At 67.7% G+C, this 26893-nt stretch carries 24 protein-coding genes and 1 pseudogene; 13 read left to right on the top strand and 12 right to left on the bottom strand.

Annotation, left to right across the window (positions count from 1 at the left end):
- Positions 1-5: 5 nt before the first annotated feature.
- Complete coding sequence (locus SLINC_RS20665) at positions 6-815, bottom strand: helix-turn-helix transcriptional regulator (RefSeq protein ID WP_067435153.1); 810 nt, start codon at positions 813-815, stop codon at positions 6-8.
- 49 nt (positions 816-864) lie between these two features.
- On the opposite strand from SLINC_RS20665, the gene SLINC_RS20660 reads away from it, so the two are divergent.
- On the top strand, positions 865-1290 hold the full coding sequence (locus SLINC_RS20660; RefSeq protein WP_067435150.1) for a DUF2000 domain-containing protein: 426 nt from the start codon (positions 865-867) through the stop codon (positions 1288-1290).
- A 14-nt stretch (positions 1291-1304) separates the two neighbouring features.
- Here the strand turns inward: SLINC_RS20660 and SLINC_RS20655 are convergent, their stop codons facing one another.
- Positions 1305-2570, bottom strand: coding sequence for an MDR family MFS transporter (locus tag SLINC_RS20655; RefSeq protein ID WP_067435147.1), 1266 nt, complete (start codon positions 2568-2570; stop codon positions 1305-1307).
- A gap of 153 nt (positions 2571-2723) precedes the next feature.
- On the opposite strand from SLINC_RS20655, the gene SLINC_RS20650 reads away from it, so the two are divergent.
- Positions 2724-3485, top strand: coding sequence for a phosphoglyceromutase (locus tag SLINC_RS20650; protein WP_067435144.1), 762 nt, complete (start codon positions 2724-2726; stop codon positions 3483-3485).
- A gap of 717 nt (positions 3486-4202) precedes the next feature.
- Here the strand turns inward: SLINC_RS20650 and SLINC_RS20645 are convergent.
- Positions 4203-5162, bottom strand: a pseudogene (locus SLINC_RS20645) (FtsK/SpoIIIE domain-containing protein); the annotation flags it as partial.
- Between the two features lie 324 nt (positions 5163-5486).
- On the opposite strand from SLINC_RS20645, the gene SLINC_RS20640 reads away from it, so the two are divergent.
- Positions 5487-6005 (top strand): hypothetical protein, encoded by a 519-nt coding sequence (locus SLINC_RS20640; protein WP_067435141.1) that lies wholly within the window; start codon positions 5487-5489, stop codon positions 6003-6005.
- Positions 6006-6873: 868 nt separating this feature from the next.
- Complete coding sequence (locus SLINC_RS46060) at positions 6874-7500, top strand: DUF4145 domain-containing protein (RefSeq protein ID WP_079164633.1); 627 nt, start codon at positions 6874-6876, stop codon at positions 7498-7500.
- A gap of 3 nt (positions 7501-7503) precedes the next feature.
- Here SLINC_RS46060 and SLINC_RS46055 read toward each other — a convergent pair whose 3' ends face one another.
- Entirely contained in the window at positions 7504-8607 is a 1104-nt protein-coding gene (locus SLINC_RS46055) for a TIR domain-containing protein (RefSeq protein WP_079164632.1), read from the bottom strand.
- Positions 8608-9066: 459 nt separating this feature from the next.
- Between SLINC_RS46055 and SLINC_RS20630 the strand changes: the two genes are divergently transcribed.
- The gene (locus SLINC_RS20630) at positions 9067-9552 is read left to right on the top strand and encodes a DUF4265 domain-containing protein (protein ID WP_067445547.1); all 486 of its coding nucleotides are present in this window, start codon (positions 9067-9069) and stop codon (positions 9550-9552) included.
- Between the two features lie 262 nt (positions 9553-9814).
- Here the strand turns inward: SLINC_RS20630 and SLINC_RS20625 are convergent, their stop codons facing one another.
- Positions 9815-10336, bottom strand: coding sequence for a hypothetical protein (locus SLINC_RS20625; protein WP_114604635.1), 522 nt, complete (start codon positions 10334-10336; stop codon positions 9815-9817).
- Between the two features lie 222 nt (positions 10337-10558).
- On the opposite strand from SLINC_RS20625, the gene SLINC_RS20620 reads away from it, so the two are divergent.
- Positions 10559-10849: a P-loop nucleotide/nucleoside kinase family protein gene (locus tag SLINC_RS20620; protein WP_079164631.1), complete on the top strand. Its 291-nt coding sequence runs from the start codon at positions 10559-10561 to the stop codon at positions 10847-10849.
- A gap of 294 nt (positions 10850-11143) precedes the next feature.
- Here SLINC_RS20620 and SLINC_RS48030 read toward each other — a convergent pair whose 3' ends face one another.
- On the bottom strand, positions 11144-11638 hold the full coding sequence (locus SLINC_RS48030) for a hypothetical protein (protein WP_152038990.1): 495 nt from the start codon (positions 11636-11638) through the stop codon (positions 11144-11146).
- A 1743-nt stretch (positions 11639-13381) separates the two neighbouring features.
- Positions 13382-16708: a S8 family peptidase gene (locus SLINC_RS20615; protein ID WP_225988317.1), complete on the bottom strand. Its 3327-nt coding sequence runs from the start codon at positions 16706-16708 to the stop codon at positions 13382-13384.
- Between the two features lie 301 nt (positions 16709-17009).
- Between SLINC_RS20615 and SLINC_RS20610 the strand changes: the two genes are divergently transcribed.
- Positions 17010-17483 (top strand): hypothetical protein, encoded by a 474-nt coding sequence (locus tag SLINC_RS20610; RefSeq protein WP_079164629.1) that lies wholly within the window; start codon positions 17010-17012, stop codon positions 17481-17483.
- On the opposite strand, the gene SLINC_RS20605 is transcribed toward SLINC_RS20610, so the two are convergent.
- The 4 genes from SLINC_RS20605 to phoU form a co-directional block, all read right to left on the bottom strand.
- On the bottom strand, positions 17466-17873 hold the full coding sequence (locus tag SLINC_RS20605; protein ID WP_067435128.1) for an NUDIX hydrolase: 408 nt from the start codon (positions 17871-17873) through the stop codon (positions 17466-17468). The two genes, SLINC_RS20610 and SLINC_RS20605, sit on opposite strands and share 18 nt — an antisense overlap.
- A 20-nt stretch (positions 17874-17893) precedes the next feature.
- Positions 17894-18100 (bottom strand): hypothetical protein, encoded by a 207-nt coding sequence (locus tag SLINC_RS20600; RefSeq protein ID WP_067435125.1) that lies wholly within the window; start codon positions 18098-18100, stop codon positions 17894-17896.
- A gap of 240 nt (positions 18101-18340) precedes the next feature.
- Positions 18341-18589 (bottom strand): SCO4226 family nickel-binding protein, encoded by a 249-nt coding sequence (locus tag SLINC_RS20595; RefSeq protein ID WP_067435121.1) that lies wholly within the window; start codon positions 18587-18589, stop codon positions 18341-18343.
- A gap of 480 nt (positions 18590-19069) precedes the next feature.
- Entirely contained in the window at positions 19070-19771 is a 702-nt protein-coding gene (gene phoU / locus SLINC_RS20590) for a phosphate signaling complex protein PhoU (protein WP_067435118.1), read from the bottom strand.
- 189 nt (positions 19772-19960) lie between these two features.
- Between phoU and phoR the strand changes: the two genes are divergently transcribed.
- Together phoR and phoP are read left to right on the top strand one after the other, a co-directional pair.
- Positions 19961-21244 (top strand): two-component system sensor histidine kinase PhoR, encoded by a 1284-nt coding sequence (gene phoR, locus SLINC_RS20585; protein ID WP_067435115.1) that lies wholly within the window; start codon positions 19961-19963, stop codon positions 21242-21244.
- Positions 21245-21249: 5 nt separating this feature from the next.
- Positions 21250-21921 carry a two-component system response regulator PhoP gene (gene phoP / locus SLINC_RS20580; RefSeq protein WP_004000192.1) on the top strand — a complete coding sequence of 224 codons (672 nt, stop codon included), beginning with the start codon at positions 21250-21252 and terminating at the stop codon, positions 21919-21921.
- A gap of 118 nt (positions 21922-22039) precedes the next feature.
- On the opposite strand, the gene SLINC_RS20575 is transcribed toward phoP, so the two are convergent.
- Positions 22040-22699, bottom strand: a complete 660-nt coding sequence (locus SLINC_RS20575; protein ID WP_067435112.1) for a copper chaperone PCu(A)C domain-containing protein — start codon at positions 22697-22699, stop codon at positions 22040-22042.
- 611 nt (positions 22700-23310) lie between these two features.
- On the opposite strand from SLINC_RS20575, the gene SLINC_RS20570 reads away from it, so the two are divergent.
- The 4 genes from SLINC_RS20570 to cysS all read left to right on the top strand — a co-directional run bounded on the left by SLINC_RS20570 (position 23311) and on the right by cysS (position 26870).
- Positions 23311-23793, top strand: coding sequence for a CarD family transcriptional regulator (locus SLINC_RS20570; RefSeq protein ID WP_003953493.1), 483 nt, complete (start codon positions 23311-23313; stop codon positions 23791-23793).
- Positions 23794-24109: 316 nt separating this feature from the next.
- A complete protein-coding gene (gene ispD, locus SLINC_RS20565) occupies positions 24110-24910 on the top strand; it encodes a 2-C-methyl-D-erythritol 4-phosphate cytidylyltransferase (protein ID WP_067435109.1) in 801 nt (266 codons plus the stop codon).
- Positions 24900-25397 carry a 2-C-methyl-D-erythritol 2,4-cyclodiphosphate synthase gene (ispF, locus tag SLINC_RS20560; RefSeq protein WP_067435106.1) on the top strand — a complete coding sequence of 166 codons (498 nt, stop codon included), beginning with the start codon at positions 24900-24902 and terminating at the stop codon, positions 25395-25397. The genes ispD and ispF overlap by 11 nt, the downstream gene beginning before the upstream one ends.
- 75 nt (positions 25398-25472) lie before the next feature.
- Entirely contained in the window at positions 25473-26870 is a 1398-nt protein-coding gene (cysS, locus tag SLINC_RS20555) for a cysteine--tRNA ligase (RefSeq protein ID WP_067435103.1), read from the top strand.
- Positions 26871-26893 lie beyond the last annotated feature (23 nt).

The following is a 26893-nucleotide window of genomic DNA, read 5'->3' as shown; positions in this document are numbered from 1 at the left end:
GCCGATCACGGACGGACGCCTTCCGCGGATCTCGCGTACCGACCCGGCGTGACCCCCACCAACTTCCGGAAGTGCCGGGTGAGATGGGCCTGGTCGTGGAAGCCGGTGAGCGCGGCGACATCCGCCGGCCCGCGCCCCGCCAGCAGCAGCCGCCGGGCCCGGTCGACGCGGCGGGCGTTCAGATACTGGTGCGGAGCGATGCCGTACGCGGTACTGAACGCCCGTACGAGATGGGCCGGATGAGCCCGTACGACCCGTGCGGCCTCCTCCAGCGACAGCCCCTCGACCACCCGCTCGTCCAGCAGCTCGCGCAGCCGCCCGGCGAGTGCGGGGTCCCGGCGCGCGGGCCGCGCGTACAGCCGGGGCCGCAGCAGCACCCGCAGCCGGTCGCCGATCAGCGTCAGCCTGCTCTCGGCCTCCAGCTCCTCGCCCGGCCGCGCGAGCGCGGTGTGCATCTGCCCGACCCGCCGCCGCAGTACGGGATCCCGCAGATCGGGACCGTCGACGGCGGGCCCGATGAGGTCGTCGCCCAGATGCGTGCCGTCGAGGTAGACGACCCGCTTGCGAAAGCCGTCCGGTGTGACGGGCGAGCCGTTGTGCGGGACGTGCGGCGGCAACAGCGACACCGTGTCGCCCGGCGTCCCGTGCTCGTGCCGGTCCAGGTCGTAGCGCACGGCCCCGTCGTCCACGATGAGCAGCGTCCACGCCTCATGGACGTGCATCGGATAGGCGTACTCGGTGAAGTGGGCGTGGAAGACCTCGGTGACGCCCGGGACGGCCGGGCGCCAGGCGGTGACTTCCTGCCGGGTGACCATGCAAAGAACGTACAAGACGACACCGGGCACCGATCGGCAGTCTCGACGTATGAGCGACGAACCCATCCGTTTCGACACCAAGATCGCCGTCCTGCTCCGCGAGGACCTGGAGCCCTGGCAGCGCCTGAACGTCACCGCGTTCCTCGTCAGCGGCCTGGGCACGCAGGCCCCCGAGGTGGTCGGCGAGCCGTACGAGGACGCCGACGGCGTGACCTACCTGCCGATGTTCCGCCAGCCGGTGCTGGTCTTCCAGGGCACGAAGGAGACGCTGACGACGGCCCACGCGCGCGTGCTGTCCCGCGCGCTCCCGCGCGCGGTGTTCACGAGTGACCTGTTCGCCACGGGCAACGACCGCGACAACCGGGCGGCGGTGCGGGCCGTGCCGACGGGGGACCTGGACCTGGTGGGGCTGGCCGTGTACGGGCCGCGGAACGCGGTGGACAAGGTGGTGAAGGGGGCGCGGATGCACCCCTGACGTCAGGGGTACTGTCAGGCCGGTTCGACCTCGGTCGGCACGGTGGCCGCCGGCGGCTTCCCGGCGGTGACGGGTTCCTCGGCCGGCAGGCGCCGCATCAGGGCCGCGTATCCGATCGCGGCCACCGTGCCGACGACCGCGCACAGCCCCCACAGCCACTCCGCGCCGTACCGGTCGATGACGACGCCGGACATCAGGGGGGCGATCAGGCCCGCGACGGACCAGGACAGGGTGTACATGCCCTGGTAGCGCCCGCGGCCGTGGGTGGGGGACAGCCGGACGACCAGGCCGGTCTGCGTCGGCGCGTTGATCATCTCGCCCAGGGTCCACACGCAGACGGTGAGGGCGAACAGGCCGAGGGACCCGGCGAAGGCGGTGAGGCCGAAGCCGTAGCCCGCGAGGAGCGAGGAGACCACCAGCAGCCGCTTGGTGTCCCGGTGTTCGATGAACCGGGTGACCGGGATCTGGAGCGCGACGATCAGTACGCCGTTGACGGCGATCGCGACGCCGTAGTCCGCGGGCGTGAACCCGGCCTCGCCCATGGCCACCGGCAGACCGACCGAGCCCTGCTGGAAGACCAGCGCGATGAGGAAGGACAGTCCGACGACGCCCATGAAGCGCCCGTCGCGCAGGACGGTCCCGAGCCGGACGTCTTCCACGGACCCCTTCTCGGCCTTCCTCTGCTCGGGCCGCGACTCGGGCAGCTTGAGGAAGATGACCACCGCGCACACGGCGGTCATACCGGCCTCGATCAGGAAGCCCGCGAGGTAGCTGGTCTCGGCGATGAACCCGGCGGCCGCGGAGGAGACGGCGAACCCGAGGTTGATGGCCCAGTAGTTCAACGAGAAGGCCCGCACCCGGTCCTCGGGCCGCACGATGTCCGCCATCATCGCCTGTACCGCTGGCCGCGAGGCGTTGGACGCCATGCCGACGAGGCAGGCGACCCCCGCGATCGCGACGGGATGGTGCACGAACCCCAGCAGCGCGACGGACACCGCGGTCGACGCCTGCGCGATGAGCAGCGTGGGCCGCCGGCCGAGCCGGTCGGTCATCACCCCGCCGCCCAGGGACGAGATCACCCCGCCCAGCCCGTAGAGCGAGACGACGAGCCCCGCGTAGGAGGCGGAGTAGCCCCGGTCCAGGGTCAGGTACAGGGCCATGAAGGTGGCGACGAAGGCACCCAGCCGGTTGACCAGCGTGCTGGTCCACAGCCACCAGAACTCGCGGGGAAGCCCGGAGACGGTCTCCCGGACGGCACGTCTCAGGGCAACGACGGACATGACGGATCCCCCACGGATGTAAGCGGCTCAGGCGGCAAGAGCAACTTACGAGGGGCGCGTGGCCGGTGACCACTCGATTAACAGATCCCGTCAACCGTCCGCCTGCCGGGCGCACCGCCCAAGAGGCCGAGCCCTTCGATTACGCTCGTCCGCATGGCCGACGCACCGTACAAGCTGATCCTCCTCCGCCACGGCGAGAGCGAATGGAACGCGAAGAACCTGTTCACCGGCTGGGTGGACGTCAACCTCAACGAGAAGGGCGAGAAGGAGGCAGTCCGCGGCGGTGAGCTGCTCAAGGACGCCGGCCTGCTCCCCGACGTGGTCCACACGTCCCTCCAGAAGCGCGCCATCCGCACCGCCCAGCTCGCCCTGGAGTCCGCGGACCGCCTCTGGATCCCGGTCCACCGCTCCTGGCGTCTGAACGAGCGCCACTACGGCGCCCTCCAGGGCAAGGACAAGGCCCAGACCCTCGCCGAGTTCGGCGAGGAGCAGTTCATGCTCTGGCGCCGCTCCTACGACACGCCCCCGCCGCCGCTCGACATCGACGCCGAGTACTCCCAGTTCTCCGACCCGCGCTACGCCACTCTCCCCCCGGAGCTGCGCCCGCGCACGGAGTGCCTGAAGGACGTCGTCGTCCGCATGCTCCCCTACTGGTTCGACGCCATCGTCCCGGACCTCCTGACCGGCCGCACGGTTCTGGTCGCCGCCCACGGCAACTCCCTCCGCGCCCTGGTCAAGCACCTCGACGGCATCTCCGACGCCGACATCGCGGGCCTCAACATCCCGACCGGCATCCCCCTCTCCTACGAACTGGACGCCGACTTCAAGCCGCTCAACCCCGGCGGCACCTACCTCGACCCCGACGCGGCCGCGGCGGCGATCGAGGCGGTCAAGAACCAGGGCAAGAAGAAGTAGCCAGAGCTGATCAAGCCCCCTACCTGCGGGTTGTCCGCTGGTAGGGGGCTCGTTGTTGTGCTGGGGCCGTCTCTGAGCCGTGAAAGGGATTCGGGGCCGCTGTCAAGCGTTCCGGTGTGCCTCGGTGACTGACGAAGTCACCGGTATGCTTGTCGCGCCTTACCTGAACCTCCCCTGAACTCCGCGCAGTGGTATGCGAGTTCAAAGGCTCCGGTCTGAGAAGCGGGCCGGCTGGAGGAGAAGGGGAGGTGGTAGAGGTGAGCCTTGAGAAGGACGAGCCTCGTGGGTGGACCAGCGCCGAGAGGTGGCAGGTCTGGCTTACGGGAGCGGGCCTAGTGGTGGCCATCGCTACCGGCGTGATGCAGTTCGCTCGATGAGCGAGTCACGCGCGAGAACGGTCGGGATCGGGTGCTGCACATGCAGCGAGCCCGGTCTGCTCCTACGCGACCGGGCTCGCTGACTGCACGAGGGCCTGGATCTGGTTGCCGCCGGATCCAGGTCCGCAGTCTTTCTAGACTCCAATCTCTCACGCGTGAAATCTCGAATCAACTTTGTGAGCGTGCTCCCGAACTTTGCTCGCTCAACATTTCAGCGAACATTGCCAGCACAATGTTCAGACGGATCCTGCGGCGGTTGGCTCTGACCATGGCGTACGTCTTTGGTGATCGAAGACCGAAGCCATAGCTTTGCGGGTCCGCTCCTGGCTGGACGGCATCAGGCGGCGCGGCCGAGCTGGGCGAGGCGGATGAGCTGGGTGACCATCTCGTCCCGGCGTTCCTCGTCCTTCTTCGTGGCGACGAGGAAGAGTTCGGCCACCTCGTCGACGAACAGCACGATCGGCACCGGGCGTTCGCCCTCGGGCAGGCCCCAGATGTCGGAGGTGATCTCCTCTTGGCGCGATGCCCTGCCGGGCCTTGATCAGGTCGTAGTGGTCTTCCATCTCCTTGACGAGCACGGGCAGCAGCTCGGCCGCCTCGTCGGGATCGGTCGCGAGGGCCGAGAGCCGGGAGGCGAACGGCGCCAGCTCCACATCCCGCTTGCAGTCGATGCCGACTAGGGCGACGGGCTGCCGGGCGAGGCCCGTGACCAGGTGCCGCAGGTACATGGACTTGCCGGACAGGGTGGCGCCGAGGGTGAGCTGGTGTGGTAGTCGCGTATGAAGGGAGTGGCGTCTTTTCGCAGTGCCACGGGCACCTTGAGGAGTTCGGCGGTGGCCTTACGGGGCATTCGCGCGTTTCGCAGTACGTCGAAGCCGACGAGCCGTAGTTCGACGACGCCCGGCTTGACGGTCGAGACGTACGCGGCGTGAACGCCCCAGGCAGGCCGAAGCCGTTCGGCCGAAGCGGCGACATCGGTGGGTTCCTGTCCGGGAGCGAGCCGGAGACGAAGCCGCAGCCCGGTCGAAGTAGGCCGACTGATCCCCCGCCGAGGCGGCACCGGCCGGACCTCACGCCGGGTCGTGGCCTTGACGACGAGGACCCGCAGCCGGGACGGCGCCACGGTCAAGCCGCACGCCTCCATGACCGAACCGTACGAGCCGAGGAGCCGGGCGGTGAATATCGGCAGGCCGACCGTGGGCCAGTACACGCGAGGGTGCTTGGCCCGGGTGTAGGCAGCCCCGCCGCCGAGCGCGGCGACAGGACCACCCACCTCCAGAAGTGTCACCAGATCGGACATCAGGCCGTGGCCCCCATCGCAGCCGGGAAGGCGGCCGGAGTCACGGCTGCGGCGCGGTAGGCGATGCCGTGGCAGTGGCTGTACGACGGCCGCATAGACACACGACGAGCCCTTGTGACTGAGCACGCTAGTTGTCACCTGAGCAGGACAACTGTCACCGTGCGGCCTGGCGGATTCCCGTGCAGGTGTGACTGAGCGTCCTGGCTCGCTCGTGTGAGCGCGGCGGGCGGGCTCGGCCGTGGGCAGCCATGGGGATGTCGGACCGGTACAACATCTACCCGGAGCGCCAGCCCAGGTGTCGTACCCTGCTCTTATGCTCGCTCGATGACGTCTCACGAAGGAACGCACTCCACCGTTCTCGTCCGGGTCGGCGACCGGCACGCACAGATCGACGAGCAGCTCGCACCGACGATCCAGGCGATCTGGGAGTGTGGTTTCGACACCTTCACCTGCTGCCAGGATGTCGGCGAGAGCAACGCGGACTGGCCGCAGAAGCTGCCGCACATGGAGGAGTGGGTGGAGTCCAGGCGCGGCTGGACGCTGATCGACTTCCCTGTCGACAGCGGCCTGGCCTTCCTCTCGGCCGTGGCGAACGCCGGCCTGCGGGACGCGTTCTACGTCCGGATGACGCATTGGGCAGCCCCGGACGCGTGGGACATGACGGTCAAGCCGATGGACGCGGCGATGTTCCAGGAGGAGCTGGCATCTCAGTTTCGCCTACAGCTGCTTCAAGTGAGCTTCCCTGCATACGACTTGCCAGAACTGACCCGGCGCCTCCGCGAGCACGCCGCGGGGCGCTTGGTGGCTCCCGCCCCCACCGACTGGAGCACCGTCGGCCGCTAAGCCGTCTCTTCCCGGCCGACCTGGGAGCCTTGCCTGCCGGCGGCACTCGCTGTCGTCCGCGCCATGATCTCAAGTGATCATCTGCTCAACTGGATATCCGGAGCACCCCGGACCTCCGCAGATCGCCGACGTCTTCGAGGATCACAACGCCGAGAGCCACGGCCACGGCTGGGAAGGCCTGACCGAATCACTCGTCCGGTCCCGCATACCCGAATGCGACCACAAGGGCGTGTACCCCGCACCGTCGGCTGCCCCGGCGTGTACCCCACCGGACCCCTGAAGCTCCGCCACCCCGTCAGAGAAGCGGAACCCGGCGTACTGGTGACAGCAAGACCGCAAACGATCTCAAGGTGACAAGAACAATGCACCTTCGGTGACAACAATCGTGCTCACGGCACCCCGGAGAGCAAGGTCGGGGCAGCTCAAACGTGACAACTTCCGTGCTCGGTCACAGCCCTCTTGCGCTCCGAACCCTGCACGGTGTCGGTCACCTTCTACACCACCCGCATCACATGGACGATCCGCCCCGTGATCTTCGTGCCCCTCGCACACCGCCAAGGCACAGAACTCCCAGCCTGCGCATACGACTTCAAGCCCCGACCGCCCCAGCGGACCGACTGAGTTGCAACTTTCTCTACTGGTTCAAGGCGGCTCGCTCCGCTCCCCGCGCGCGGCCCGCCCCCCGGCCGGGCCTGCGCTCCAGTCTCCGCCCCGCTCCAGCCCGGCCGGGGCCCATGCCGCGCGCACAGCCATCAGCCGCTTGCTGTGAGAGGCGTGGCTGGGGCCGGTCGAACCCACGCCCTTGGCCGCCTCGTCAGATCTGCAAAAGCATCCGCTGGAGGTGTCGTTAACTCCTTACGATGGCCCCATGACAGAAGCATCCGATCGTATTGGAAGCAACATCCTCGCCACGTGCGGTACCTGTGACCAAATGGTCATGGCGGTGGTCGAGGGCGAACTAGTCGAAAGAAATCTAGAAAAAGGGCTCCCAACTCTTCTGCAACTCGCACGATGCACTAAATGCGGCGAGGGTCTTCTAGCTTTGGAAGAGGATTACGGGAAGGGCTGGGATGGAGAGCCCGTCACAGTTTGGCCCAACACCAGAAGAATGCTCAGTTGGCTCATTCCTGAGCCACTAAGGCGACAGCACGAGGAAGCCCACCGCTGCTTTTCCGTTAAAGCGTATACGGCCACTGTCGTAATGGTGCGGCGAACATTGGAGGGTGTCTCTATTGATCAGGGTGTCAGTAAGCGGGCACCACTAATCCGCATGCTGGAAGAGCTGAAAGAAAGCGGAAAGATCGACGGGCGCCTCCTGGAATGGAGCCAAGCTCTCCGACTGCTCGGAAATGAAGGAGCGCACTACAACGATAATCCTGTGACGCAGGGTGACGCTGCCGATGCCCTGGCACTTGCCGAAGCGCTGATGGATTACCTCTACGTCTATGCGGCGCAATTTGAAAAATTCAAGCAACGACGCGAAGAAAAGGAATAGGGATCAACGAACAGACAGGCCTTGCCATCCCTCAATTGTCTTCATCGCATCTTGCCACTTAGTGAATCCGACCCTCCCGGGCTTAATCGCTTTACGCAATGGGACACTCATGATTTCCATGGTTTTCAGCATCTCCAAGATTTCCGCCAATCCATCCACGAAGGGCTGAAGGCTGGATGAGCCTTGAGTGATGTCCGCGATGATCTTTTCTGCAAGCTCAGCACCATGCGAGGTGTTGACGCCAACCAACTGTCCTACCATCGAACGCAGGAGGGCATCTGCACCCGTAACTGATTGGGCGAGAGCGGTAGCGCTGCTCTGCAGTTTTAGGGACGGCTCCTGGACGGCCCTAGCCATCACCACCGATTGAGCGCGCAAAACGGCTGGCGAAGTCGCGCCAAATTTCTGCATTTCATCCTGAACAACCGTGCACCAATTAGTCAGATCTCGCGTCGAGTCTTCCATCTCCGACGCGAGGCGTTCCCCGATCTGATTCAATTCATCAAAGTGCTGAAAAAGATCGAAGTCATCATCACCGCTCACTGCCTCAAGGGTCAATTCGGAAGATTCTACATTTGCAAGATTTTCTTCTGCACGGGAAATGACACTAACCAGCTTATCCGTGATACGCGAAAGCGCTTCCCTCCATTCCCTTGTCCCGCGACCAGCCAAAAAAGCTTCCTCTAGATTCTCAAATTGCAGCGACTCGATCAATCGCACCTCGGGCATTTGGCTATCCGCAGTAATGCCACTCGCGCCGAGAATAACCACAGGAAGGATTAGATACCCAGCCCCAAGCAGTTCTGCGCTTCCATGAAAAGCATTCAGCTCCTCGCGGCATGCCGGACGATTGAAGTATTGCATCGTGATAATCGGCATGAAAATGGAGGCCCCTCGCAATTCGGAGTCAATTCTGCGCCTCCAGTCCGTTCCCCAGCCAATGCTCTCCCGATCAAAGAAGATATCGAGTGTGCCGCCCGTCTTGGCGGCGTAGAAACTCTGCAAATCTTTAGTGAAGTGCTCTACGGCCTGGTTAAGCAGTTCATCATCGAGATGGGCGTAGCTCACAAAAATGCGGTTTCCTTGGCCGGTCGGGTTGACGTCCATGCTTCCTCCGCAGTGCTGTGTGCGCGTGCTGACTGGACGTATTGTGCCGCTTTGACATTGTCTGTGTGGGCGATACCTAAAAGATCAAGGTCTTGCCAGTGGCGTGCCAGTAGCTCGATGCCCCACCCAGCCGCCTTCATCGCTCCCGGGAGGTTTGGCCCGGCAACTGTCCGTAGATCACTTAACCGGCCGGAGCCGGGGACTCACCAGGTGCAGAGCCCAGCGCTCGCCTCCCGGGCCGGTCATCGGATGTGGCTCTGATCGACGACACAAGCCAGTAGCGTGGCCGAGGCCGGTGGGGGTGAGCGAGACACGCGCGCGCCTGATCCGGTCGGCGCTCCCGCCGTCGTGGCTGGCTGTCGTCGGCTGACGCACAGACAAACCCGTATCCAAGTCTGAGTAGACGTCATCGGTCACCCACCTGCGGCAGGCGTGGCAGCACTGTGCATCCTGGGCACCATGACGAATCCCGAAGGCCCGTACGTGAAGGTGCACTTCCGGCTTGAGATCGGGGACGACTGGCCCCCGGCATCGGTGGAGAGCCTGTGGGCCGTCGACCAGGGTGACGGCACCGTGCGGCTCGACAACATCCCGTGGTTCGTTCGAGGCATCGCGTGCGGGGACTTCGTGGCTACCGAGCCCGACGAAGAAGGCGTGCAATGGGCTGGCGAGGTGGTTCGGCGTTCGGAGAACTGCACTATCCGCCTCATCGTGTTCCGTGACAGCGGCTCGGGAGCCGCACGGCAGAGCGTGATCAACGCGTTCAAGGAACTCGGCGTCGACGGCGAGGGCATAGAACGGTTCGGCATGGTCGCCCTGGACGTTCCGCCCACCGCCGATCTCGCCAAGGTGCAACGGCTCCTCAAGCACGGCGTGGCCAAGGAGTGGTGGGACATGGAAGAGGGATGCATCACCGCCCAAGGGCGGGCCACGTCCGTTGGCTGACGCCGTTCATGTGACCCATGGCTGGGCCGTCCCTGGGCCGTCCGAGGCCGCTCAACGATCGCCAATGACGACCAACGACAACCACCAGGCGCACGAGCCCACCGCCCCTGACCAGCAAAAACCCAGCTCACCAAGATCCCCGGCAAGACCCAGGGCAAGAAAAAGTAGGGTTTGTGATCATGTCTTCCACCTGCACTAACGGTGCAAGTGGGAGGCATTTTCGTGCCCTGGAACCTCTCCGGGACCTCTAGTGCGGTCGTCGTCATGCGCGCCGCATGCGTTTCTTCGTCGATCGGTACAGCCGGAACGAGCCGAACGAGAGGAACAGCATCCGTAGTGTGGGGTCTCCGCGTCGCAGCCGGGACTGTCGATACACGTCGTGCGAAGCGATGTCCCTGACCCATGAGAAACCGTTGGCGTCCTGGAAAGCGATACCACGGGCAAGGGTGCGCCGGCCGTTCATGTAGCGCGGTACTTCCAAGGTGATTTCTTCGTCCTTCAGCACCATCGGCACGTTGGAGGGCAACCGCTCGATGCCCCCGGCGCCTTCGTAGAGCGCATCGACGTAGAGGATGGGGCGATCAGCGGTGTTGCGGACATGGATGCGGATGAAGCTACCTTCATCGTTGGCATCCCGCTCCGCCCATGTGACGATCTTCAGGGCTTCGTTCCGTTCGTCCTTCTTCCTGTCACGTAGAAGGATGTGGAAGCCCATGAGGAGGGAGCCGCCTGTGAGTACGGCGCTGAGCCATGCGGGGACGGTGCCCCATTCCAACCCGTTCATGACTGCGTCTTGCGTCGCCTACGTCGTACAGAAACACGGGTTGAGCCTCTTCTGAGCCGCAGGAACGAACCCCTGGCCCGAGGGCGCCGACAGGGGTTCGCACGTACAGAATCAGCGTGGAGCAGAGGGGCGAAGCGCCTTGCTGAGAGCGTTCCGAGCGCGCTCGCGGCTGAACCGCTCCGAGTCTGATGGAGGTGGTATGCCCCGGTTCAACCATGGTTTCTGACGCCGGACGACCGTGCTCGATGGCGGTCGCTCGCGACCGAAACGGGCGCGACCACGGTGCTCGTCTACCTGGAGGCGAGCCACGAGGAACTTTGGGCCCGTGTGAGCAAGCGGAATGCGCGGCATGAGGCCGACCCGAACTCGATCTACTTCGCTGAAAGCGACCTGCTCCGCTACCGAACCCGGTTCGTGCCTCCGGAGCCAGGTGAGCCCCACGTCGTGTACCACGGGGACCCCGATTCGGTACTGAAGGCACTGGACGAGGCCACGCGGCAGGGTAAGGCATAAAAGGTGCGGCCTACGGCCGCGCGACCCTTGGCAGCTCGCTACGCTCGCGCACAACGGCCGCCGTGCAAACTGGCACCATCGCGCACCGTCCACTGCCACTGCGCGACGGACGGTCGACGAAGATGCCACCTCCGCCGTGCCGGGGCCTCTTCACTTCAACCAGTGGGGCCAGCGTCCAAAGCGTCCGCAACCTTGTTAGGCGGCCGTTAGGGCAAGGGAGGCGAAACCCGCCAGCCGCGTTCCCCCGGCTAAGAGTCGCCCTTCGTAGTCGCCTTGAGATCCAGGACAGGGAGGCTACGGGGATCCACAGGTGTCCAAGTCGGTTGCTTGCGCATCCTTCCCGCTGAGCCGATCAACGTACACCGGCGCGATGGCAATAGGCACGTCTGCCGAGGCGGGGTCGATCCGCCCTGCGTGGTCACGCAGCCACGCTCTCCCGTCCGTATCGATCACGAGAAGGGATGCCAACACCTGAGGGTCTCGGTCGTTGGGAGTGAGAAGACGGTCTGGGAGCAACACTCGCTTGCAAGGTGGAATCTTGCTCAGCCATTGGAAGGGAGAAGACACGGCGGGATCGTTCACTGGCCTTGTCGAAAAGTAGATCGATACTGGGTCCAACGAACGGTTGGCGATCACCGTCTTGCCTCCCTCAACCCAAAAGTTCACCTGCGCAACCTGTTGACGGTCGCTCGCAAGCTGCTGCTCGCGGGATTGATCGAGCTGGTCGTCTGCGACCTGCGAAGACTTCACCGTGCCCCAGGCGGTGACGCCGAGCCCGACTGCGGCCACCACAGCGGCTATAACCGTGGTGTGCCTACTCAAGTCGGCGCGTTCGTACCAGCCCTTAAGGCCGCGTCGGATCGGCGCGTCGGGCGGTTGGACCGCTTGCGACTCATGGGCTACCTGTTGAGGCTCTGTGGCCGCAGGAGAGGGGAGGGCGGGGCGTGGCGGAGTCGGCCGGACACTTCGGCGTGGTGGGTGTGGTTGGGGAACTGGAGAGGGCATACATCCTCGCAGCGCTTCTGTGTGTGCTCCCAGAAACGCACTGGAGAGGCTGCCGGTTCCATATGCTGGCCGCGTCCTAAGGAACGGCTTACGGCCGCGCGGCCCGTGGCAGCTCGCGACGCCCATCGGGCTCCGTAAGTTGTTAGGCGGCCGAAGAGACCACCCATAGCCAGGGGTGGCCTCTTCGGCGCTTCGAGGAGTTAGCGTCCGCAACCTGCCTTCCACTGATGGCTGCCTGACCTGCGGAAACGCACTCTTAGTGGCTGGGGGTGACCGGACACTGCGGACGCTAAACGTTTTGTTTAGCGTCCACAGGAACAGTGCAGGTCAGAGGAGGCGAGCGATCCCCGGCGGACGCTGCGGACGCTATCTCCCCTCAACTCTCTAGTAAGAGAGCGAAAGACGGCTCTTCAGGAGGGGATTCCGGTGCGCGCGGCCGCCTGCCCCCTCCTGAAGAGCCGGGGTGAGCCGCACAGAGCGGGAAGGGCCAGCGACGCTCACCCAAGCCTGCCGTCCGCCCCTTGGAAGGCCCCCGGATGGCATTCCAGGCGGGCAGGCAGGTCCGTCGCCCGCTCCTGGATTTCCGTCCTCGCGTACAAGCAAGGGGAGCACCACCTCGCCGCGCGGGGTGCTCCCCTTGCTTGTACGTGCCCGTGCACCGGGCCGTCATCCCGCCCGATTTGGGGTGGTTGCAGTCGCCGGTTGCGTCGATAAGGCTGGTTGACCCCCTGCAACCTTCTGTGACCTGCGAGTTTCCATGGTTTCCGGGCAGGGGGCCCTACGCGCACGCGCGCGTAGGGAAGGCGCGAACTGCCGTATCACAGCGCCTCCGCGGGGCCATCGGGGGCCGTTCGCGCCTCCGGGCGTCTTCCACCCTGTGCAGGGGGTCCAGGCGTCCTGGTGGGCGGCTACGGCCTTCGTCCCGGCGAGGTCGCCGCGCGAGCGTAGCGAGCTGCCGATCAACGCGCGGCCGTAGGCCGCTCCTTCATGCTCATCCCCCAGGGGGCCGCCAACAGGGCCATGCCGGCGCCCGCTTGTCTTGTCGCCTGTCGTGAGGAGGCAGCGGCGCACTGCGCGGGAGTCGAAACAGGCTCTGACCTGTGAGCCGACAAGCGACAAGCGACCCAGGCCCGATAGCGATCTGGCCGGCGCCCCTCTCAGAGGCGCCGAACGGCACAATTCCGGGGTCTGCCTAGATAGCTCGCTAACCGCTAACGTGCTGGTCATGAGCGGCTTCGGTCGCTATCAGGGTCGCTAACGTTAGCGACCCCTGTCGCTAGCGCTAGCGGCAGATCGGAGCCCGAGCCGGGCCGAATCCTGGAACCCCCGAGGTCAACCACCAACGACCGACAACGACCACCAACGACCGTCCGACCGCAGGTCAGTTGAGGTGAACACCCCGCTGACCAACCCCAAAATCCGGGCGGTCGAAACCCAGGGCAAGAAGAAGTAAGCAGCGCCGAACAAACACACCTCGCCCGGGGCGGCCGCCCAGCCGCCCCGGGCGAAGTCATGTGGGGCGGGCGCCTACTCGGTCGTGAGGTAGGCGCGTTCGATCGTCTGGATCAGTGTGTTGCCCTTGCGGTCGGTCAGTTTGGCCCGCAGGGAGACGGAGCCCGGCTTTGCCGGGTGGGTCAGGGACAGGTGGGTGTTGCCGACGGGCTTGGTGGGCTGCCAGGTGGTGCCCTCGTCGTAGGAGACCTCGAAGGTGAGGTTCTCGGGCCGTTGTCCGGTGGTCGCTCCCTCGATGCTGAAGGGCACCTCGAACCGCTTGCCCGCCTTCGCCGTGCTGGAGAGGGTCAGGGCGGGGGAGAAGCGGATCACCGACAGCGGCAGTGCGGTCGGCTCGTTCTCGGGGGTCTTGGCGGAGCGGAAGGTCCACTCCGCCCGGACGCGGGTGCTGACCGGGTACACCGCGGGGTCACGGGAGTTGTCCAGAGTCAGGTGGTAGGTGCTGTCCTGGGCGGGGACGGTGTATTCGGTGACGCCCTCGGTCGGCGGGACGCCGAAGTCGTCGGGGATCTCCTTGCCGTCGGCCTTGAGCGAGCTCTCCACCGAAGTGTGCACGCTGGTGCCCCAGTGTCCGGCGCCGTCGCCGAAGAGTGGCAGATGGGCCCTGATGACGTTTCCGTGCCGTTCGGCACCCGGGCGGTCCGTGCTCGGTCTCGGCCGGGCGTCCGCGGTACCGCCCAGGGCCGGGCCGAAGACGCCGACGTTGAACCGCTCGGTGTAGTGCCGGCCGGCCTGCCAGGTCCTGGGGAACTGCATGAGGAAGGACTCGAAGCGCTTGTCGTCGCCTTCGCCGCTGGTCTGCCACATGCGGAAGGACCACTTGACGCCGTTGCCGAGGATGTAGTCGGTGGTGCGCAGGGGCAGATCCCCCCTCAGGTCCTTGTCGGTGGGAATCAGGCCCCCGACGGGCGCCTCGGGAGCGACCTCGACCTGGACCTTCCTGTCCGCGACGGTGGCACCCGCCTGGAAGTCGACCTTGGCGAGCTGGTTCCGCTTCACCTCGGCGGCGAAACCGCCCAGCCGGCTGCCGCGGTCCCAGGCCAGGTGGTAGGTGACCGGCCTGCCCTTGTCGTCCCTGCTCGTCCAGTCGCCGGAGTACTGGGCGGACACGTCGTCGGCGGACGGCTCCGGGCCGAGCCGTCCGAACCGCGCGCCCTGGAAGGTCGGGAGAATGAAGTGGCGTGTACCGGCGACCGGCCCCTCGCCCCGGTCGACGCTGATCGTGACCGTGCCCTCGGTGTTCTCGGCCGCCGTGTCGGGCACGGTGATGTCCACCGGCTCTGCCTGCCGGGCGTCGACGGCGACGGTGGTGTCCTTGTCCAGCCGCAGCTTCGGCTGCACCAGGAGGGCCAGGCCGGACGGGGAGTCGGGGTGGATCGAACCGTTGAGGGTGTAGTCGCCCTTGGGCAGCCGCACCGTGACCTCGCCGTCCTCGTCGCTGAGGTGGTAGGACGAGGAGCCGTCGTAGCCCTGCAAGGAGGTGGCGGCGTCGCCGGTCGGCCGGCCGTTCTCGTCGATGTGCCTCAGCGTCAGGTCGTACGTCTCGGCCTCGCGCTCCACCCCGACGGCGGTGCGTACGGCGATCTTGTCGTCGGCCGAGACGGCGGACACCGAGCCGCCGATGGTGCCGTACGTATTGCCGGTGCGGGTGTCCGCGGTCACGTCGGCGCTCGCCTCGCCGCCCGCCGGGACGGTGAGCCGTTGCGGTGAGACGGCGAACACGCCCTCGGCGGCGGGCTTGCCGTCCACGGTGAACGCGTCGACGGACAGGTCCAGGGTGACCGGCTCGGTGCCGAGGTTGCGGTACGTGAGCTGCTTGGTCACCGGTTTGTCGTCGTCGTGCGGCCACCGCTGCATGCCGAAGCCGAGCGGCCCCTGCTCGGTCACGACGCTCTGGCCCATCGCCCGCACCACGTCGGTGCGGCCGGTGCCCTGCTGGAAGGAACTGTACGAGCCGGGCTTCGCGGAGCCGGTCAGGACCGCCTCGAGGCGCTCGCCGCTCCAGTCGGGGTGCCGCTGGGCGAGGAGGGCGGCGGCGCCCGCCACATGCGGGGTCGCCATCGAGGTGCCGTCGAGGGTGAGGTAGCCGGGTATGTCGGAGGGGTACTCGCCCTCGAAGACGCTGCCGGCGGCCGCGGCGGCCGTGATGGCGGCCCCGGGCGCGGTCAGGTCCGGCTTGACCCCGCTGTCACCGGCGCGCGGGCCGCGGCTGGAGAAGTCGGCGAGCCGGTCGGCCTTGTCGACCGCGCCTACGGTGAGCGCGGCCTCGGCGCTGCCGGGCGAGGAGACCGTCCCCTCGCCGAACTCGCCGTCGTTGCCGGCCGCGACGACGAAGAGCGTGTCGGTCTCGGCGGAGAGCCGGTTGACCGCCTCCTCCATCGGGTCGATGCCGGGGCCGTCCGTGTCGCCGAGGCTGAGGTTGACGACGTCGGCGCCCTCGGCCACCGCCCATTCCATGCCCGCGATGACGCCGGAGTCCGAGCCGGAGCCGTCGTCGCCCAGGACCCTGCCGTTCAGGATCTTCGCGCCTGGGGCGACGCCCTTGTACTTACCGCCGGGCTTGGCCCCCGTCCCGGCCGCGGTGGACGCCACGTGGGTGCCGTGGCCCTGCACGTCACCGGTGCCGGACGAGTCGGAGAAGTTCCTCTCCGCGATGACCTTGCCCGCGAGATCGGGGTGGGTCGTGTCGATTCCGCTGTCCAGTACGGCGATCTTGACGCCGGTGCCGTCGTAACCGGCGGCCCAGGCCGTCGGTGCGCCGATCTGCGGCACGCTCCTGTCGAGGGTGGCCCGGCGTCTGCCGTCCAGCCACACCTTCTCCACCGCCGTCGAAGCGGTGAACTCCGCCGTTCCCACCGCATCGCGGCCGGCGGCTCCGGTCAGGGCCTCCCAGAACGCGGCACCACGCTTCTTCACGGGGCGCATCGCCCTGCCGTTGACGACCGGCAGCGCACGGCCGATTTCGGTCCCCGCCCGGGTGAACGGGCTCGTCGTCGGCGCCTTCTTGCCGCGGAACGTGACGATCAGCGGCAGGTCGGCGCGGCCCGTGTCGTCGTAGCCGTCCGCGACCAACCGGGTCACATCGAACAGCCGTGGGTCCAGCCTGCCCCGTGCCAGCAGCAACTCCGCGTCGCCGGGGACCACATGGGTGTGCCCGTCGACCACCCGGACCGAGAACGGTATCCGTTCCCGGCCCTCCGCCCGCTCCACCCCTGTGACCCGACCGCTGCCGTCCACCAGGACCCGGTCGCCGGTCACCAGCGTCACGGTCCTCACCACCTGGGCGGCACCGGCGGCACCGGCCCGCTGGGCCACCGCCCCGGACCGCGTCGCCTCAGCCACCCCGCCCAGCAGAAGGGCCGTGGAGGCCACCCCTGCCACCACGACCGCATGCCGTGGTCTCGCGCGTAACCCCACCTGAACTCCTGACACTTCGGAAATCCGACAGGAGCCGTCCTGCGACCCCGGGAACCCCGGAGCCCCACCCGTACGCCGGAGGCTCGCCCTAGAGACGGACGGGGGTGCCATCGGGTTGGCGAAGCATCCCTCTTTTTTCTGACGGCACGTCAGTCGGGTGGGTGGCGTGTTTGGATGAGGCGAACCTCAGGCAATCTGCCGGAGCTTCGTCGTTCCAAGGGGGGAGATGTCGTCTCTGGCGATCACGTGGACGTTGGGCAGTCACGGCTGGGCGAGCGTCAGGTTCGCTGACGATCACGGTGAGGCCGAGGCCATCGCTTCCTACGTCAATGACGCGCCCGAGGAGTTCCTTTACGCCGTTGCCCGGCTCGTCCTCGGTGATGAGGACACCCGCGCCGAGTTGGAGGGAGAGCCGCAGGTGTACCGGTGCTTCTTCCACAGAGACGGATCCGTGGTCGATGTCCGCCTGGTCCTGGCCGACGACGCCCAAGCTCCGGACAGCTCAGGGGTAGTTCTCTGGGCAGGCCGCCACACCGTCACGGCACTCGCACGGTCCGCCGTCCGGGCCTTCGACCGGATCGACTACGAGCAGGGCGAAGAAGCCTACGAGTCTCGATGGGGCCGGCCGTTTCCCCGGACCGAACTCGAAGCTCTGCGGACCGCGATGCGGTCGTACCAGACCTCAGGTCAGTTGCCCTGAGGTGTGAAGCGCGTCGAAGACCAGCTGGTCCACTGCCGAGACCCGCGCGCGATCGCCGTAGCCGAACCAGCCCAGCTCTTCGACCTCCATCGAGGCGAGGAGCGGACCGGTGTACTCGGCGGTGTAGCAGAACATCCGGAACTCGGTGCGTCCGTCGTCGTCGTTGCGTGTTTCGAAGGTGCCGACGTGCACCATCGTGGCCGTATCGACCCGGGTCCGTAGTTCTTCGGCGATCTCGCGGGCCAGGGTCTCGGCGTCGGACTCACCAGGCTCCCGCTTTCCGCCCGGGAAGTAGAAGACGTCCAGACCGCGGTTGCGCGTCACCAGCACCCGCCCGTCACGCACCAGGACCCAGGCCACCTTCTCCGGAACGACCTCGATGTGCCTCATCCACGGACCCTACCCACCCGTCAGGCCGCCGCCTCCGCCAGATGGTGGAAGGCCTGGGTCGTGCCGGGGTGGGCCATTTCGTCGAGGAGGTGGCGCCAGTCGAGGTCGGGGGCGGTGGCGGTGGGGTGGGTCTGGTCCCAGGCGGTGAGGAGGGGGGCGAGGTCGGCCGGGTAGGGGAACTCGGGGGCCGTCGGGGTGCCTGTCTGGGAGGTGAGCGGCGACTTCATGGGAGTTTCCCTTCCGGAGGGGGCTGCGCCCCGCTGGGATCCGATGCTTCTACGATGCCGCCGGCCGCCGGTCGGAACCATGGAGTGACCCACCGGATCGAGGGTGGTGCTGACCGCACCCCGCAGGGGGTTGTGCACCCCCCCTGCGGTGTGTCACGCGGGGTCGCGTGGAGGGGCGCTCCCGGCCCCCGGTCTCCCCGGCCCCAGGTCTCCCCGGTCCCCGTCCCCGCCTCCCCGCGCTCAGACCGTCAGCGGTACCTCGTGGATCTCGTCCGCCTTGTGGCCCGCGCGTTCGTGGATGCGCTGGACCGCGTCGGCGGAGGGGGCCTCGGAGAGGCAGTAGACCGTGCCGGAGGCCGGGTCGGCCCAGGCGCGCTCGAAGTGGACGCCTTCTTCCTTCTCGATGGCGAGGTCGGCCTGGTGGGCCTGGTGAAGTTGGTCGGCGGTGATGCCCTGCATCCCGTGGTGGACGTCCATGAACCGGGACATGGCCGGACCTTCCTTTCTTCGCTCCCCCAAGGCTCTGTTGCTCTCCTTCAAGAGTGCGCCCGTGTGGCGGCAGGGGCCAGCGTTCCGCCCGGACGCCCGGACGGGAGCACGACGAAGGGCCCCGGCATCAGCGCCGGGGCCCTTCACCGTCGTACAGGAAACGCTCGTTCAAGAACGCTCGTACAAGAACAGTCGTGACGTCCTCAACCGCACTGGCAGGGGTTGCCCGACTGGCACCCGCACCCGCATCCCGATCCGCAGCCGCACGCGCCGAAGAGCGGGAGGCTCTTGATCTCGGTGGGCTGTTCGGTCGGGCGCTGCTGGGTGGGGTCGGATGTGGGGGTGCTGGGGGATTCGGCCATGGTCCCTCCATTCAAGGCTGGTGCCTGTGCCCATTGGATGCCCGCTCAGCTGGGCGCATCAACGGCGCACAGAGGCTCGTACGCGCCCCGGACAGACCTCCGCCCGACCCCCGGAGGGTCACGCCCCGTCCGCCCCCGTCACCGGCTGGATCTCCGGCTGGACGTCCGCCTGGATCTCGTCCGCGTGCTCGCCCGTCACCAGGTACACCACGCGCTTGGCGACGGAGACCGCGTGGTCGGCGAAGCGCTCGTAGTAGCGGCCGAGGAGGGTGACGTCGACGGCCGTCTCGATGCCGTGCTTCCAGCGCTCGTCGATCAGGTGCTGGAAGAGCGTGCGGTGCAGGAGGTCCATCTCGTCGTCGTCCTGCTCCAGCTGGAGCGCCAGGTCGACGTCCTTGGTGGTGATGACCTCGGCGGCCTTGGCCATCAGGCGCTGCGCGAGCTGGCCCATCTCCAGGATCGTCGCGTGCAGGTCGTGCGGGACCGCGCGCTCCGGGAAACGCAGCCGGGCGAGCTTCGCCACGTGCTGGGCCAGGTCACCCGAACGCTCCAGGTCGGCCGACATGCGCAGCGACGTCACGACGATCCGCAGATCGGTCGCGACGGGCTGCTGGCGGGCCAGCAGGGCTATGGCCCGGGCCTCCAGGTCGTGCTGGAGGTCGTCCACCTTCTGATCGGCCTCGATCACGCTTTCGGCCAGCTTCAGGTCGGAGTCGAGGATCGCCGTCGTGGCGCGCCCGATCGCCGACCCCACCAGCCGGGCCATCTCCACCAGGCTGTCGCTGATCGAGTCCAGTTCCTCGTGGTACGCGTCCCGCATCAGGGTTCCCTCTCGTACGTGTAAACCGGTGCTTCGCACCCCACGCTCCCACGTTCCGGCTCCTACGCGTCCGTTTCCGTCATCCCAAATGAACCAATACTGGCTCCAAGGTGAACTCTGGGCGACGAGTGTTCGAGGTCGCACCTCGACAGCTGTGGCCAGGAGCGATTGCGTGCCTAACCTGGAGGCATGGACGTGAACGCGGCTGTCGCCGCAGCGGCAGCGATCGCCGGTGTACTCACCGGCGTCATCGCCATGCTGGCGTTCCGCTGGAGCGAGCGGGAGCAGAAGCGCCCCACCCGCACCTCCCTGCACACGGACCCGGTGCTTCCGCCGGGCGTGGACACCGTCCTGTCCGTGCTGCGCTCGTCCGCCGTCGTCCTCGACGAGGCCGACGCCGTGGTCAAGGCCAGCTCCGCCGCGTACGCCCTCGGGCTGGTGCGCGGCGGCAAGCTGTCCGTGGAGCCCATGCTCCAGATGGCCCGCGACACCCGGCGGGACGGGGAGATACGCCAGGTGGAGCTGGATCTGCCACGGCGCGGGACCGGGCGGGGCGAGGCCCTCGCCGTGTCCGCGCGCGTCGCGCCCCTCGGCTCCCGGCTGGTGCTGCTCCTCGTGGAGGACCTCACCGAGGCCCGGCGCATAGAGGCGGTGCGACGTGACTTCGTCGCGAACGTCAGCCACGAGCTGAAGACCCCGGTGGGCGCGCTGTCCCTCCTGTCCGAGGCCGTCATGGACGCCTCGGAGGACCCGGAGGCGGTGGAACGCTTCGCCGGGCGGATGCAGATCGAGGCCACCCGGCTCACCAATCTGGTCCAGGAGCTCATCGACCTCTCGCGCGTGCAGAACGACGACCCGCTGGAGGACGCCGAGCCCGTCCGGGTGGACGAACTGGTGGCCGAGGCCATCGACCGCTGCCGCCACCAGGCCGGCACCAAGCAGATCACGATGGCCGCCGGAGGCGCCGCCGATCTGCGTATCTGGGGCAACCGCGGCCAGCTCGCCGCGGCTCTCGGCAACCTCGTCGAGAACGCCGTCAACTACTCGCCCGCCCGCACCCGCGTCGGCATAGCCGCCCGCCGGGTGAACGCGCCCGGCGGAGACCACATCGAGATCGCCGTGACCGACCAGGGCATCGGCATCTCCGACAAGGACAAGGAGCGCATCTTCGAGCGCTTCTACCGCGTCGACCCGGCCCGCTCCCGCCAGACGGGCGGCACGGGGCTCGGGTTGGCGATCGTCAAGCACGTGGCCGCCTCGCACGGCGGGGAGGTCACGGTGTGGAGCTCCGAGGGACAGGGCTCCACCTTCACACTGAGGCTGCCGGAGGCGGGTGCGGCCCGTGACCGTGCGCACCAGCACCCCGACGTCGACGGTCTCGACGATGAGACCGAAGAGGCCGACCCCTCGTCCCCGTCCCCCCAGCCAACGGCTTCTTACGAACCGCTTCCCTCCCCGGAGGTCCTTCCGTGACCCGAGTGCTCGTCGTCGAGGACGAGGAGTCCTTCTCCGACGCCCTGTCGTACATGCTCCGCAAGGAGGGCTTCGAGGTCGCGGTCGCGACCACCGGGCCCGACGGACTCGACGAGTTCGAGCGCAACGGCGCCGACCTCGTCCTCCTCGACCTGATGCTGCCGGGCCTGCCCGGCACCGAGGTGTGCCGTCAGCTGCGCGGCCGTTCCAACGTCCCCGTCATCATGGTGACCGCCAAGGACAGCGAGATCGACAAGGTGGTCGGCCTGGAAATAGGAGCCGACGACTACGTCACCAAGCCGTTCTCCTCGCGTGAGCTGGTCGCCCGTATCCGGGCCGTCCTGCGCCGCCGCGGCGAGCCGGAGGAGGTCACCCCGGCCGCCCTGGAGGCGGGCCCGGTCCGCATGGACGTCGACCGCCACGTCGTGACGGTCTCCGGCTCCAAGGTCGACCTCCCCCTCAAGGAGTTCGACCTGCTGGAGATGCTCCTGCGCAACGCCGGCCGCGTCCTGACCCGCATGCAGCTCATCGACCGCGTCTGGGGCGCCGACTACGTCGGCGACACCAAGACCCTCGACGTCCACGTCAAGCGCCTCCGCGCCAAGATCGAACCCGACCCGGGCGCGCCGCGTTACCTGGTGACGGTCCGGGGGCTCGGTTACAAGTTCGAGCCGTAGACCGGCCCGCGTGGCCGCGTCAGCGGTCCGCACCGGCGGTACGACGAAGGGGCGGAACCTCCTCAGGAGGTCCCGCCCCTTTCTCGTACGTTCTCGTACGGCGTTCTCGTACGACCGCTCAGTGGCCGGCGGCCGCGCCCTCGGGCGTTTCGCCGCCGGTCGCGCCACCCGTGGGGGTGACGGACGGGCTGGGCGAGCCCGTGGTGCCCGCACCCGGCGTCTCACTGGTGCTGGGGGACGGGCTGGCGGTGCCCGGTGCCGTCGGGATCTCGGTCGGGCCCCAGCCGGAGAAGTAGTGCTCGGCCGGGACGACGAAGGCGCGCAGGCTCACCTCACCGGTCCTGCTGAAGGTGAAGGTGGTCCGCTGCGCGTTGCCGTTCTGGACGGACTCGCCGAGCTCCTTCAGTACGGCGGAGGCGTTGCCCTTGCCGCCGAGGATGACGGAGCCGCCGGCCGGGACGGTCAGCTTGCCCTTGCCCTTGGCGGGCTTGAGCGCGGCGGTGCCGGCGCCCTGGACGCTCACCGAGTCCAGCGTCTCGGCGGTGCGGCCGCTGTTGAAGATGGTGGCCGAGATCACGGCCGGCCCCTTGGTCTCGGGGTCGGGCTGGGTGATGATCACGACGTTCTGGAGCTTGATGTCCCCTTGGGACGTGGCCGCGTTGTCCGGCTTGATCTCCAGGGTCTGAGGGCTGTTGCCGGCCGCACACGCGGAGAGCGAGGCGATCGAGAACGCGATGGCGGCGGCGGCGAGGGCGCCGCGTCGAAGGCTGCTGCTCACGGCGGCGGCAACTCCTTGACTTGAACGAGGCGGCCTGTAAAGCCGCGCTAAGTGTCTGTCAGCGGCCTTAGGTTACCGAGCCGTTCCCGCGCCGCCGCACCCGACCCTCCCCGAAGCGTCGTCTTCCGGCAGCGGCGGGTAGTCACCTCCGTCACAAGTGACTCCTGAGTCACTTTGGCCCCGCACTTGTCCGCCATTCACATAAGCACCCCTCGCATCCCCTTCCGCCGGCTCGCAAAACTTCAGTGAAGGAATGCGCGATCGCCCACGGAATTGATCACCGCCTGATCCGCTGGGCGCCCGTGATCAATTCCGGATTCGGCGCGGAAGCGACTCCGGGCATCGAACGGAGTAGCGGAAGTCGCACACTTGGAAGCGGACATATGGGGATGTTAGGTCGCTCGGACGGCCCTCCGGATGCGTGTAACGGCCGCGTTTCACCTCCCCCGGAGAGCCGCTCCGACCTGCGAATACCTTCTTCCGTTCGGCCCGCGCAGCACGTTCCTGTTGCTGTTGTCAAGCCCCGAGATATGCCCTGACCTGCGAAAACGCCATTCAGAACCCGCAGTTTCCGTGTTACCCTGGATAGCCACGGAAGGGGTACCTGTCACATGACGTTCAAGGTTGGCGACACCGTGGTCTATCCCCATCACGGGGCCGCGCTGATCGAGGCTATCGAAACTCGCCAGATCAAAGGCGTGGACAAGACCTACTTGGTGCTGAAGGTCGCCCAGGGTGACCTGACAGTGCGTGTGCCAGCGGACAATGCGGAGTTCGTCGGCGTGCGTGATGTGGTCGGTCAGGATGGTCTGGACCGGGTCTTCGAGGTGCTGCGCGCGCCGTACGCCGAGGAGCCCACGAACTGGTCTCGTCGTTACAAGGCAAACCTGGAGAAGCTCGCCTCCGGCGATGTCATCAAGGTCGCGGAAGTCGTGCGCGACCTGTGGCGTCGTGAGCGCGAGCGCGGACTCTCCGCAGGTGAGAAGCGCATGCTCGCCAAGGCCCGCCAGATTCTGGTGAGCGAGCTCGCCCTCGCGGAGAACACCAACGAGGACAAGGCCGAGGCCCTGCTCGACGAGGTCCTCGCGTCCTGACTCCGACGCGAGCCGGTCTCGACGCAGCAACCGGTCTCAGCTCATCACAGTGCCGAGCATCACAGTGCTGAGGGGTCTCACATAAGTGCCGCGGTGCCCGATGACGTATTTCTCGTCGCCGGGCGCTGCGGCATGTTCGCGCTCAAAACAATGCCGTGCGCGGGTTCACCTCGGAGGAGAGATCCCCCGATACTTGGCGTGCCGGGCCCGGGCAGCTTGCTCGACCGGTGTCACGGAAGGGTCCGGTCAAGGTGTCGCGCCCGGCACGCTGAGGCCATACCCACGACGGCCCGGCACACAAACCTGACAGGAACCGATGTCTGACGATTCGCGCCCTTCGCCCGCGGAAACCCCGCTGGAGGCGTCCGCGGAACCACCGGTGAAAGCCCGGGTGAACGCCCGTACCGCCGCCGTGATCCCCGCCGCCGGCCGAGGCGTACGACTGGGCCCGGGCGCCCCCAAGGCGCTTCGCGCGCTGAACGGCACGCCCATGCTCATCCACGCGCTGCGCGCCCTGGCGGCCTCGCGCGCCGTCTCCCTGGTCGTCGTCGTGGCCCCGCCCGACGGCGCCGGCGAGGTCAAGTCCCTGCTCGACGCGCACGCGCTGCCCGAGCGCACCGACTTCCTCGTCGTCCCCGGCGGTGACAGCCGTCAGGAGTCCGTGAAACTCGGCCTCGACGCGCTGCCCGCCGACTACGACATCGTGCTGGTCCACGACGCCGCCCGCCCCCTCGTCCCCGTCGACACCGTCGACGCCGTCATCGAGGCCGTGCGCGACGGCGCACGGGCCGTCGTCCCGGCGCTGCCCCTCGCGGACACGGTGAAGGAGGTCGAGCCCGCCGCGACCGCGGGGGAGCCGGAACCGGTGATCGCCACCCCCGCGCGGACCCGGCTGCGCGCCGTACAGACCCCGCAGGGCTTCGACCGCGCCACCCTCGTCCGCGCCCACGAGAGCGTCACCGACAACGTCACCGACGACGCGAGCATGGTCGAGCAGCTCGGCGAGACGGTCGTGGTCGTTCCCGGCCACGAGGAGGCCTTCAAGGTCACCCGCCCCCTGGACCTGGTCCTCGCGGAGGCGGTCCTGGCCCGCAGGAGGCTCAACGATGGCTTCTGAGACCCCCTACCCGCTGCCCCAGGTCGGCATCGGCACCGACATCCACGCCTTCGAGGAGGGCCGCGACCTGTGGTGCGCCGGCCTGAAGTGGGAGGGCGAGGGCACGGGTCTCGCCGGCCACTCCGACGCGGACGTCGTCGCCCACGCCGCCTGCAACGCCCTCTTCTCCGCGGCCGGCCTCGGCGACCTCGGACAGCACTTCGGCACCGGCCGCCCCGAGTGGTCGGGCGCGTCCGGAGTCACCCTCCTGACGGAGGCGGCCCGCATCGTCAACGCGGCGGGCTTCCGGATCGGCAACATCGCCGTACAGGTCGTAGGACCCCGTCCGAAGATCGGCAAGCGCCGGGACGAGGCCCAGAAGATCCTGTCGGAGGCGGCGGGAGCACCGGTGTCGGTGTCCGGCGCGACCACGGACGGGCTGGGCTTCCCCGGCCGGGGCGAGGGCCTGATGGCCGTGGCGACGGCGTTGGTCGTGCGCACCGTGTGACAAACGGATTGCGCACCGCGTGACAAACAAACAGGGGGACCCACGCACCCCCTTGCGCCTACTACCCTAGGGATCGTGACCATTCGCCTGTACGACACCAGCGCCCGGCAGATCCGTGACTTCGCCCCGCTCACGCCGGGTTGCGTCTCGATCTACCTGTGCGGTGCCACCGTGCAGGCCGCCCCGCACATCGGCCACATCCGCTCGGGCCTGAACTTCGACATCATGCGTCGCTGGTTCGAGTACCGCGGCTACGACGTCACGTTCATCCGGAACGTGACCGACATCGACGACAAGATCATCGCCAAGTCGGCCGTCCAGGGCCGCCCCTGGTGGTCGATCGGCTACGAGAACGAGCGGGCGTTCAACGACGGCTACACCGCCCTCGGTTGCCTCCCGCCGACCTACGAGCCCCGTGCCACCGGGCACGTGACCGAGATGGTCGAGATGATGCGCGGGCTCATCGAACGCGGCCACGCCTACGAGGCCGACGGCAGCGTCTACTTCGACGTGCGGTCCTGGCCCGCGTACCTGGAGCTGTCCCGGCAGGACCTGGACGAGATGCGCCAGCCCGCCGAGGAGGGCATCAGCGGCAAGCGGGACCCGCGGGACTTCGCCATGTGGAAGGCCACCAAGCCCGGTGAGCCCGACTGGGAGACCCCCTGGGGCCGCGGCCGCCCCGGCTGGCACCTCGAATGCTCCGCGATGGCCCACAAGTACCTCGGCTCCGCCTTCGACATCCACGGCGGCGGCCTCGACCTGATCTTCCCCCACCACGAGAACGAGATCGCCCAGGCCAAGGCCTACGGCGACGAGTTCGCCCGGTACTGGGTGCACAACGCCTGGGTCACCATGAGCGGCGAGAAGATGTCGAAGTCGCTCGGCAACTCCGTCCTCGTCTCCGAGATGGTCAAGGCGTGGCGCCCCATTGTGCTGCGCTACTACCTCGGCACCCCGCACTACCGCTCGATGATCGAGTACAGCGAGGAGGCCCTGCGCGAGGCCGAGTCGGCGTTCGCGCGGATCGAGGGCTTCATGCAGCGCGTCGTGGAGAAGGCCGGCGACGTCGAGCCCTCCGCCGAAGTGCCGCCCGCCTTCGCCGAGGCGATGGACGACGACCTGGGCGTCCCGCAGGCCCTTGCCGTCGTCCACACCACCGTCCGGCAGGGCAACAGCGCCCTCGCGGCCGACGACAAGGAAGCCGCCGTGGCCCGCCTCGCCGAGGTGCGCGCCATGCTCGGCGTCCTCGGCCTGGACCCGCTCGACCCGCACTGGGCCGGCGAGACCGACCGCGGTGACGACCTTCATGGCGTGGTCGACAGCCTCGTACGCCTCGTCCTCGACCAGCGCGAGGCCGCCCGGGGCCGCAAGGACTGGACGACCGCGGACGCCATCCGCGACCAGCTGGGCCAGTCGGGCCTGACCATCGAGGACGGCCCGCAGGGGCCGCGCTGGAGCCTCGGCCCGCGCTGACCGCGCGGCGGTCGCCGAAGATC

This window comes from Streptomyces lincolnensis, assembly GCF_001685355.1.
Taxonomy (GTDB): Bacteria; Actinomycetota; Actinomycetes; order Streptomycetales; family Streptomycetaceae; genus Streptomyces; species Streptomyces lincolnensis.
The sequence above is the reverse complement of the archived record's forward strand: the minus strand, read 5'-3'. Positions and strand labels throughout refer to the sequence as shown.

Bases quoted from the DNA above. Each gene is read 5' to 3' on its own strand.
- SLINC_RS20665 (WP_067435153.1), bottom strand. From the start codon at position 815: ATGGTCACCCGGCAGGAAGTCACCGCCTGGCGCCCGGCCGTCCCGGGC.
- SLINC_RS20660 (WP_067435150.1), top strand. From the start codon at position 865: ATGAGCGACGAACCCATCCGTTTCGACACCAAGATCGCCGTCCTGCTC.
- SLINC_RS20655 (WP_067435147.1), bottom strand. From the start codon at position 2,570: ATGTCCGTCGTTGCCCTGAGACGTGCCGTCCGGGAGACCGTCTCCGGG.
- SLINC_RS20650 (WP_067435144.1), top strand. From the start codon at position 2,724: ATGGCCGACGCACCGTACAAGCTGATCCTCCTCCGCCACGGCGAGAGC.
- SLINC_RS20640 (WP_067435141.1), top strand. From the start codon at position 5,487: ATGACGTCTCACGAAGGAACGCACTCCACCGTTCTCGTCCGGGTCGGC.
- SLINC_RS46060 (WP_079164633.1), top strand. From the start codon at position 6,874: ATGACAGAAGCATCCGATCGTATTGGAAGCAACATCCTCGCCACGTGC.
- SLINC_RS46055 (WP_079164632.1), bottom strand. From the start codon at position 8,607: ATGGACGTCAACCCGACCGGCCAAGGAAACCGCATTTTTGTGAGCTAC.
- SLINC_RS20630 (WP_067445547.1), top strand. From the start codon at position 9,067: ATGACGAATCCCGAAGGCCCGTACGTGAAGGTGCACTTCCGGCTTGAG.
- SLINC_RS20625 (WP_114604635.1), bottom strand. From the start codon at position 10,336: ATGAACGGGTTGGAATGGGGCACCGTCCCCGCATGGCTCAGCGCCGTA.
- SLINC_RS20610 (WP_079164629.1), top strand. From the start codon at position 17,010: ATGTCGTCTCTGGCGATCACGTGGACGTTGGGCAGTCACGGCTGGGCG.
- SLINC_RS20605 (WP_067435128.1), bottom strand. From the start codon at position 17,873: ATGAGGCACATCGAGGTCGTTCCGGAGAAGGTGGCCTGGGTCCTGGTG.
- SLINC_RS20600 (WP_067435125.1), bottom strand. From the start codon at position 18,100: ATGAAGTCGCCGCTCACCTCCCAGACAGGCACCCCGACGGCCCCCGAG.
- SLINC_RS20595 (WP_067435121.1), bottom strand. From the start codon at position 18,589: ATGTCCCGGTTCATGGACGTCCACCACGGGATGCAGGGCATCACCGCC.
- phoU (WP_067435118.1), bottom strand. From the start codon at position 19,771: ATGCGGGACGCGTACCACGAGGAACTGGACTCGATCAGCGACAGCCTG.
- phoR (WP_067435115.1), top strand. From the start codon at position 19,961: ATGGACGTGAACGCGGCTGTCGCCGCAGCGGCAGCGATCGCCGGTGTA.
- SLINC_RS20570 (WP_003953493.1), top strand. From the start codon at position 23,311: ATGACGTTCAAGGTTGGCGACACCGTGGTCTATCCCCATCACGGGGCC.
- ispD (WP_067435109.1), top strand. From the start codon at position 24,110: ATGTCTGACGATTCGCGCCCTTCGCCCGCGGAAACCCCGCTGGAGGCG.
- ispF (WP_067435106.1), top strand. From the start codon at position 24,900: ATGGCTTCTGAGACCCCCTACCCGCTGCCCCAGGTCGGCATCGGCACC.